Annotated in this window: 4 protein-coding genes and 3 pseudogenes; 3 read left to right on the top strand and 4 right to left on the bottom strand. The window is 60.8% G+C overall.

Features of this window, described 5'->3' with window-relative positions; all coding sequences use genetic code 11:
* The 3 genes and pseudogenes from B3F77_RS01830 to B3F77_RS01820 all read right to left on the bottom strand — a co-directional run.
* A pseudogene (locus B3F77_RS01830) lies at positions 1-260 on the bottom strand (amino acid ABC transporter substrate-binding protein); the annotation flags it as partial.
* Between the two features lie 281 nt (positions 261-541).
* The gene (locus B3F77_RS01825; protein ID WP_293603300.1) at positions 542-1,507 is read right to left on the bottom strand and encodes a LysR substrate-binding domain-containing protein; all 966 of its coding nucleotides are present in this window, start codon (positions 1,505-1,507) and stop codon (positions 542-544) included.
* A 40-nt stretch (positions 1,508-1,547) separates the two neighbouring features.
* Positions 1,548-1,880 (bottom strand): annotated as a pseudogene (locus B3F77_RS01820) (carboxymuconolactone decarboxylase family protein); the annotation flags it as partial.
* A 68-nt stretch (positions 1,881-1,948) separates the two neighbouring features.
* Here B3F77_RS01820 and B3F77_RS01815 point away from each other — a divergent pair.
* The 3 genes and pseudogenes from B3F77_RS01815 to B3F77_RS01805 form a co-directional block, all read left to right on the top strand.
* Entirely contained in the window at positions 1,949-3,637 is a 1,689-nt protein-coding gene (locus tag B3F77_RS01815; protein ID WP_293603299.1) for an AAA family ATPase, read from the top strand.
* Positions 3,638-3,641: 4 nt separating this feature from the next.
* On the top strand, positions 3,642-4,424 hold the full coding sequence (locus tag B3F77_RS01810) for a general secretion pathway protein GspB (protein WP_293603298.1): 783 nt from the start codon (positions 3,642-3,644) through the stop codon (positions 4,422-4,424).
* Positions 4,425-4,742: 318 nt separating this feature from the next.
* A pseudogene (locus B3F77_RS01805) lies at positions 4,743-5,414 on the top strand (transposase); the annotation flags it as partial.
* Between the two features lie 354 nt (positions 5,415-5,768).
* On the opposite strand, the gene B3F77_RS01800 reads toward B3F77_RS01805, so the two are convergent.
* Positions 5,769-7,514 (bottom strand): ABCB family ABC transporter ATP-binding protein/permease, encoded by a 1,746-nt coding sequence (locus B3F77_RS01800; protein ID WP_293603303.1) that lies wholly within the window; start codon positions 7,512-7,514, stop codon positions 5,769-5,771.
* Between the last annotated feature and the right edge of the window lie 64 nt (positions 7,515-7,578).

The following is a 7,578-nucleotide window of genomic DNA, read 5'->3' as shown; positions in this document are numbered from 1 at the left end:
GACGTGACGGGCTGGTATTTCACTTCCAGCTTGCGGCCTGCAGCTTTTTCCAGGTTGGCGATGATACGGTTGCAAATCTCGACGTGGTAGCCGGTGTACTTGCCGTCACCGAGCGTGTAGGACAAGGCTCCGGAGGAGTCACGAACTCCCATGGTAACGACGCCTGAGGCCTTGACTTTGGCGAGCGTATCAGTACCTTGAGCAAATGCACCGCCTGTAGCGAGGAGGGCAACGGACAGAGCGACGAGCTTGAGTTTCATGGAATCTCCTGTTGTGAAATGAAACGATAAGGGGACTATTCTAAAGAGCGGGAAGCACAAGCCATGCCAAGGTTTACCCCCCCTCCTTAAAAAGAGGCGACCTGGACCATGCAGGATAGGCTCCAGGAGCCTGTCGGACTTCTGGTGACACGGACGGACAAGCCTCAAAATTTGAACGTGCCGAACTGTAAATTCGCGGGATTGAAAACACCAATGCCGTTTCAGGGGACAGTCATGCATTTTTTTTATAACGACCAAGGGTTACTACCCAGGCCGCTCAATCATCTCCTGGTCGCCGACTGAATGCCACCCCGGCCTGCGGCCTTGTCCTTCATGCCATTTTGCGACTGCAAATAGGTCCACAACGCCTGGGCATGGCTCTTGGCGGCTTCTTTGGAAACCGGTCGCTCACGATAAACGCGCACGTCCATGGTCATCTCAAGGTTGCTGCCGGCGCTGACCAGTTTTTTGGCCCGAAGCTCTTTTTTGACGGCACCGAGCGGCAAAAAGGCAATGCCGTGCCCCTCCAGGGCCATGGCCTTCAGACCCTCGGCCATGTCGGTTTCATAGACCCGGTCCAGATGGATGGTGGTGCGGGACTGCTTGAGGATCAGGTCCACCATACGCCCCAGATACGCGCCTGGCGCGTAACCCAGGTAAGGCAGCGGCTGCCCGGCGCGGCCTGGCAGGCTGAACTCGGGCTGGCCGTCGGCATTGGCCCGCGCAAACGGCGCCAGCACTTCCTGTCCCAGCGACGCCATTTCATAGCGGTCAGGGTCCAACTGGAAGGGCTGGGAATCATGGTGGTAGGAAATCAGCAGGTCGCAACTGCCTTCAACCAGTCGCAACACCGCATCATGCACATTGAGCGCGATCAGACGGCTTTTGATGGGGCCGAACTTTTCGCGCAGACTGCTGACCCAGGCCGGGAAAAATGTAAAGGCCAGCGTGTGCGGCACGGCAAACTCGATGAAGTCCTGCCCGGCCGAGATATGGCCACGCAGCATTGCGCGTGTGGACTGCAGGCCCTGCAGCACCTCCAGCGACTGGCTGTACAGCGTTTCACCGGCCGGCGTCAGGCGCGTGGGATAAGAGCTTCTGTCCACAAGGTCGGTGCCCGCCCACCCCTCCAGCGACTGGATGCGCCGCGAGAACGCGGGCTGCGTTACATGCCTAAGCTGGGCCGAGCGACTGAAACTGCGGGTATCAGCAAGACTGACGAAATCTTCGAGCCATTTGGTTTCCATGCCCGGAATTATGCGCGGGGTCGCCGCAAGGCGGGACGAATCAGGCGCCGTCTGCCTGGCCAACCGCAGGCTGGTCCGCGTCACGCTCATTGAACACTTCTTGCGCTGCAAATAGTCCATTGAGTGCGACGGGGAAACCGGCATACACCGCCTTCTGCATCATCACCTCAACGATTTCATCGCGACTGCATCCGACGTTCAAAGCGCCGCACACATGAACCTTGAGTTGCGGCGCCGCATTTCCCATGGCTAGCATCGTGGCGACCACGGCAATTTCACGCGATTTCAAATCCAGATTCGGACGTGAATAAATATCTCCGAACGGGAATTCAATCAAGTAGCGGGCGAAGTCCGGCGCAATGGGTGCGAGGGCACCCGTGTTTGAATCACGCCCATGATATGGTGGAATGTCCTGTCCGTCCCCGGGTATGCTTGTGACCTATGTACTCGCACCATTTCGGCCTGACGCAAGACCCGTTTTCCATCGCGCCTGACCCACGTTACCTCTTCATGAGCGAGCGCCACCGGGAGGCGCTGGCGCACCTGCTTTACGGCGTGGCCGGCCCGCACAAAGCGGCAGGCGGCACGGGCGGCGGCTTTGTGCTGCTCACGGGCGACATCGGCACCGGCAAAACCACCATCTGCCGCTGCTTCCTGGAGCAGATTCCCGCCGGCTGCCATGTGGCCTATATCTTCAACCCCAAGCTCACCGTCACCGAGTTGCTGCAATCCATCTGCGAGGAGTTCCACATCACGGCGGCGGCTGCCGCCTCGAACCCGCCCACGGTCAAGGACTACATCGACGCGCTCAATGCCTTTCTGCTACAGAGTCACGCCGCCGGGCAAAGCAGCGTACTCATCATCGACGAGGCGCAGAACCTCGAATCCGACGTGCTGGAGCAGCTGCGCCTGCTGACCAACCTGGAAACCAACGAGCGCAAGCTGCTGCAGATCGTGCTGATCGGCCAGCCCGAACTGCGCGCCATGCTGGCCCGCCCTGAGCTGGAGCAGCTGGCCCAGCGCGTGATCGCGCGCTTTCACCTTGACGCGCTGACCGACACCGAGAGCACGCAGTACATCCAGCACCGTCTGGACGTGGCCGGCCACACCGGCCCGTTGCCGTTTGACCGTCAGTCGCTGCAGCGCATCCACCGCCTCGCGCGCGGGGTGCCACGCCGCATCAACTTGCTGTGCGGGCGCGCGCTGCTGGGGGCGTGGGCGAATGGCCTGCACCGCGTGGACCGAACCGTGGTGGACAAGGCTGCTGCCGAGGTGTTCGGGCCTGATATCCCGCGCGCGCCGACCGCCGGCTCACTGCCCACAGCCTACGCGCTGGGCGGCTTCGCCTTGCTGGCCGGTGCCGCGCTGACCGGTTTTCTGATGTGGCCCACGCCGCAAAAGGCTCTGCCGTCACCCCAAGCCGCAAAGTCAGCCCCGCCAGCCCCGCCAGCCCCACAAGCTAACGCGTCGTCGCCCATTCGGGTTGAGTCGCTTGTCCTGAACCCTGTCGAGGAGATCGAAGCCCTGCTCCCGCAACTGCCGCGCGACATCAACGCGGCTTGGCGCGAGCTGGCTCCTACCTGGAAGCTGTCCGCAAACGACGGCGACCCCTGCCAGGCCGCTGGCGCGCAGCAGCTGCAGTGTTACCGCACCGACAAGCTCACCGTGCCGCTGCTCCGCCAGCTCGGCCGCCCGGGCATCCTGACCCTGCAGGTGGACAACGGCCCACCGGCGTACGCCCTGCTCGTGGGCTTGAGCGACCAGACCGCCACGCTGCGGGTTGCGGCGAGCCTGCATACCGTCAGGCTGGTCTCGCTGGGTCGGTTGTGGCGCGGCGACTTCGCCACCTACTGGCGCCCGCCGCCGGGTTACAGCGCCGACCTGCGCGACGGCAACGCCGGCCCGGCTATCGAGCGGCTCGCGAGCCAACTGAGCCGACTGGACGGCGCACCTGCACCAGCCGCATCAGCAGCCCCTCCAGTCCTGGACGCTGCCTTGAGGGCTCGCGTGCGGGCCTTTCAGCGCGCCCAAGGCCTCAAAGCCGATGGGCAACCCGGCCCCATGACCTTCATGCAGATCGACAGCGCCACGGATGTGAATGAGCCGCGCCTGCAAACCAACCCGCGATAAGCCCATGTCTTACATCCTTGATGCACTCAAACGGGCCGACGCCGAACGTGAGCGCGGCGCCGTGCCCAGCCTGCACGCGCGCCAAGTGACGACCCCGGCCTCTCAAGCTGCCCCCAGCGCGCGAAGCCGCCTCTGGCTGGCCGCCGCAGCTACCTTGGCGCTGGGCGGCATCGCAGCAGGCCTGTGGGTCTGGCAAACGCCTGCCAGCGACGCGCGACTGGCCGCAGTGGAACCCGCCGTGGCGAGGCCCACGGTGCCCGCGCCATTGGCGCAGCCCGTACCTACGCCAACACCAATACCAATACCCGCATCTGCGTCTGCACGGCAGCCTGCAGTTCCGGCGCTACGAACAGTCGCATCTTCGCCGCCCGCCGTGACTCCCGCCGCACCCACACCCGTGTCAAAACCGGCGCTTCCAGCGCCCGCCGTTGGAACGCAACCGCCGCCCAAGCCCAAACTTGACCCCGTCGGCAAGGCAGCGGAGCTAGGCGCCGCCGCCCCGGCAACGCCGATGCCGTTGCCGGTCGCCAAGGCATCCGCCACCCAAGCCGCCCCGGCCGCTGTCCCGCTGCTTAGCGAACTGTCCGAAGACATCCGTCGCCAGATCCCCCCGCTGACCATCACCGGCGCCGTTTACTCGGAAAACCCGGGGCAGCGGCTGCTGTTGGTCAACAACCAGGTTCTAACGCAAGGCAGCCTGGCCGCGCCCGAGGTGAACTTAGAGGAAATCCAGGCGTCGAGTTCGGTGTTCAGTTTTCGGGGAACGCGGTTTCGGGTGGCGCATTAGCCACCTTCGTTTCAAGCGCCGGCTGTCGGTTTACCTTTAGTCTGTTACTTTTGGCCAGACTAAAGGTAAACCGACACAGGGATGGTTACATTTTTGGGTATGGCATATTTTCTTCGCGGATGCAAAGGCAATGAGTAAAGCAAGCGTCCAAATGAACGAACATTCTTCATTTTTTAATCTAAAGCGAACAGTTTCCATCTTTTTGCGTCGTTTCTGTCGCGACTGACCGCTATGGAGGAAGTAACACGAACGACTGCAAATGACCGAGGCTGTGTCAAAACGCGTGAAGAATTTTCCCAAAAATATCCCGACTATCTCTTGGATGATTACGTCACTGAGGACAATACGGTGCGCGTGGTTGACGTCTTTGTCGATCAACTTGATCTTGGCAAGCTCGGCTTTGAAGGTGTTGAGCCAGCGCTTACAGGCCGCCCTTCTTATCATCCGTCGACACTTCTCAAGATCTATATTTACGGCTACCTCAATCGCATTCAGTCAACGCGGCGCCTGGAGCTGGAAACACAACGCAATGTTGAGTTGATGTGGTTGATTTCCCGGTTGACGCCGGACTTCAAGACGATTGCCAACTTTCGCAAAGACAATGGCAAAGCTATCGGTAGCGTATGTCGTCAGTTTGTTGAGCTGTGCCGCAAGCTTGATCTGTTCTCCCAGGCGATCGTCGCCATTGACGACAGCAAGTTCAAGGCCGTCAACAGCAGCGATAAGAACTTCACCAGCGCAAAGATGGAACGGCGCATGCAGCAAATCGAGGACAGCATCAACCGCTACCTCGCTGCGCTCGACGCCGCAGACCGTGAAGAGCCAACAGTCGCGCTTACCAAGACGGTACGCTTGAACGAGAAGATCGCTGCACTGAAGGAGCAAATGCAACGACTCAAGGAGTTAGAAGTGCAGATGAAGGCGGCACCGGACAAACAAATCTCGCTGACTGATCCCGATGCGCGATCAATGAAGACCAGCGGCTCTGGAATCAGCAGGCAAATGCGGTTTACGCAATCTTTAAATCAGGTTCTTAGTTTTGACACAGCCTCGACCGGGTCCGGCCGGTCGAGCAGCCAATGCGACCGTCCGCTTCCGCTGCAGTCCCGTCGTTCGAATCCCAATCATCGATGACCGCTTTAGGCACGATGCAGCCGGTCACTTACCCACATTTGATGATTTTTCCCGCTGCATTCCCGCCGCTCAAGGGGCTAGAACTGTGTTCTGCCATTTGCCCCATCGCCGGTAAGGCGTATCCAAAAGAAAAAAGCGCAATTTAGCTATTATTAAAATAGCCGCTCACGCATATCCCACGCGTCCCAGAGGCCTAAAACACCCTAAAAATCACTCCGAACTCTGCTGCAGCGCCCACATCTCCGCATAGCGCCCATTGGCCGCCAGCAGAGCGGCGTGCGTTCCGCGCTCAATGATGCTTCCGGCCTCCATCACCAGAATTTCATGCGCATCCACCACGGTGGACAAGCGGTGCGCAATCACCAGCGTGGTCTTGTTTTGGGCGGCTTCTCGCAGCTCTGCCTGAATGGCGCGCTCGTTGGCCGAGTCCAGCGCCGAGGTGGCTTCATCAAAAATCACCACGGGCGGATTTTTCAGCAGGGTGCGGGCAATCGCCACGCGCTGCTTTTCACCGCCCGAGAGTTTCAGGCCACGCTCGCCCACCATGGTGTTGTAGCCCAACGGCGTTACGGCAATGAAGGCGTGAATGTGCGCCGCGCGGGCCGCGCCCTCGACCTCGGCGTGGCTGGCGCCGGGCTTGCCGTAGGCAATGTTGTATTCGACCGTGTCGTTGAACAGCACCGTGTCTTGCGGCACGATGCCAATGGCCTGGCGCACGCTGGCCTGGGTGACCTGCTTGATGTCCTGCCCGGCAATGGTGATGCGGCCTTGCTGCACATCGTAAAAACGAAACAGCAGTCGCGCCAGAGTGGACTTGCCCGCACCCGACGACCCCACCACTGCCACGGTTTTGCCCGGCGGAATTTCAAAACTGACGTGGTGCAGGATGGGGCGCGCGGGGTCGTAGGCAAAGCTGACGTTTTCAAAGCGCACCGCAGGCGAGCCTTCAATGCGGATCGGCTGCGCACCTGGCTCGTCGGCGATTTCGCGCTCTTTTTCCATCAGCGTGAACATCTTGTCCAGGTCGGTCAGGCTCTGCTTGATTTCCCGGTAAATCACGCCCAGAAAACCCAGCGGAATGTAGAGTTGGATCATGAAGGCGTTGACCATCACCAGATCGCCCAGCGTCATGCGGCCATCCACCACGCCTTGCGTGGCGCGCCACAGCATGGCTACCAGCCCGAACGCAATGATCAGCTGCTGCCCGGTGTTGAGCAGGCTCAGGGTGTTCTGGCTCTTGATGGCTGCCTGGCGGTAGCGCTTGAGGCCCTCGTCATAGCGTGCCGCTTCAAATTCTTCGTTGTTGAAGTACTTGACGGTTTCATAGTTCAGCAGCGAGTCAACGGCGCGGCTGTGGGCCGACGAGTCCAGCTCGTTCATGGTCTTGCGGAACTTCGTGCGCCATTCGGTCACCTTGACCGTGAAGAAGATGTAGAAGACCAGCGCGATGCCGGTGATGCCGGCAAACCAGACATCGAACTTGACCGCCAGCAGGCTCAGCACCAGCGTCACCTCGATCAGGGTCGGGATGATGCTGTACAGCGAATACGAGATGAGTGAGTGCACGCCGCGCGTGCCGCGTTCAATGTCGCGTGTCATGCCGCCGGTTTGCCGCTCCAGGTGAAAGCGCAGGCTGAGCGCGTGCAAATGCTGGAACACTTCCAGTGAAATACGCCGCGCCGCGCCTTCGGTGGCTTTGGCAAACACCCACTCACGCAGTTCGGTGAACAGCGTGGTCGATAAACGCAACAAGCCGTAGGCCAGCAGCAAGGCCACCGGGACCACCAGCATGGCCTTCACATCGCCCGGCTTGAAGTTCATGGTGTCAACAAGATTTTTCAGCAGCAGCGGCACGCCCACATTGGCCAGCTTGGCACCCACCATGAAGGCCAGGGCCGCCATGGCACGCCATTTGTACTCCCATAAATAGGGAAACAGCCGCTTTAGGGTGGCCAGGTCCGAGCGCTCGGGCGCCGGTGCAGCGCGCCCGCCCGCTGCTGTTGTGGCGGGGGGGGGGAAG

It is taken from the genome of Polaromonas sp. UBA4122, assembly GCA_002381615.1.
Lineage (GTDB): Bacteria > Pseudomonadota > Gammaproteobacteria > Burkholderiales > Burkholderiaceae_C > Polaromonas.
This window is presented reverse-complemented; position numbering and strand designations above follow the sequence as displayed.

What these genes read in the sequence shown, in the direction of transcription:
- B3F77_RS01815 (WP_293603299.1), top strand. Translation starts at nt 1,949, where the DNA reads ATGTACTCGCACCATTTCGGCCTGACGCAAGACCCGTTTTCCATCGCG.
- B3F77_RS01825 (WP_293603300.1), bottom strand. Translation starts at nt 1,507, where the DNA reads ATGGAAACCAAATGGCTCGAAGATTTCGTCAGTCTTGCTGATACCCGC.
- B3F77_RS01810 (WP_293603298.1), top strand. Translation starts at nt 3,642, where the DNA reads ATGTCTTACATCCTTGATGCACTCAAACGGGCCGACGCCGAACGTGAG.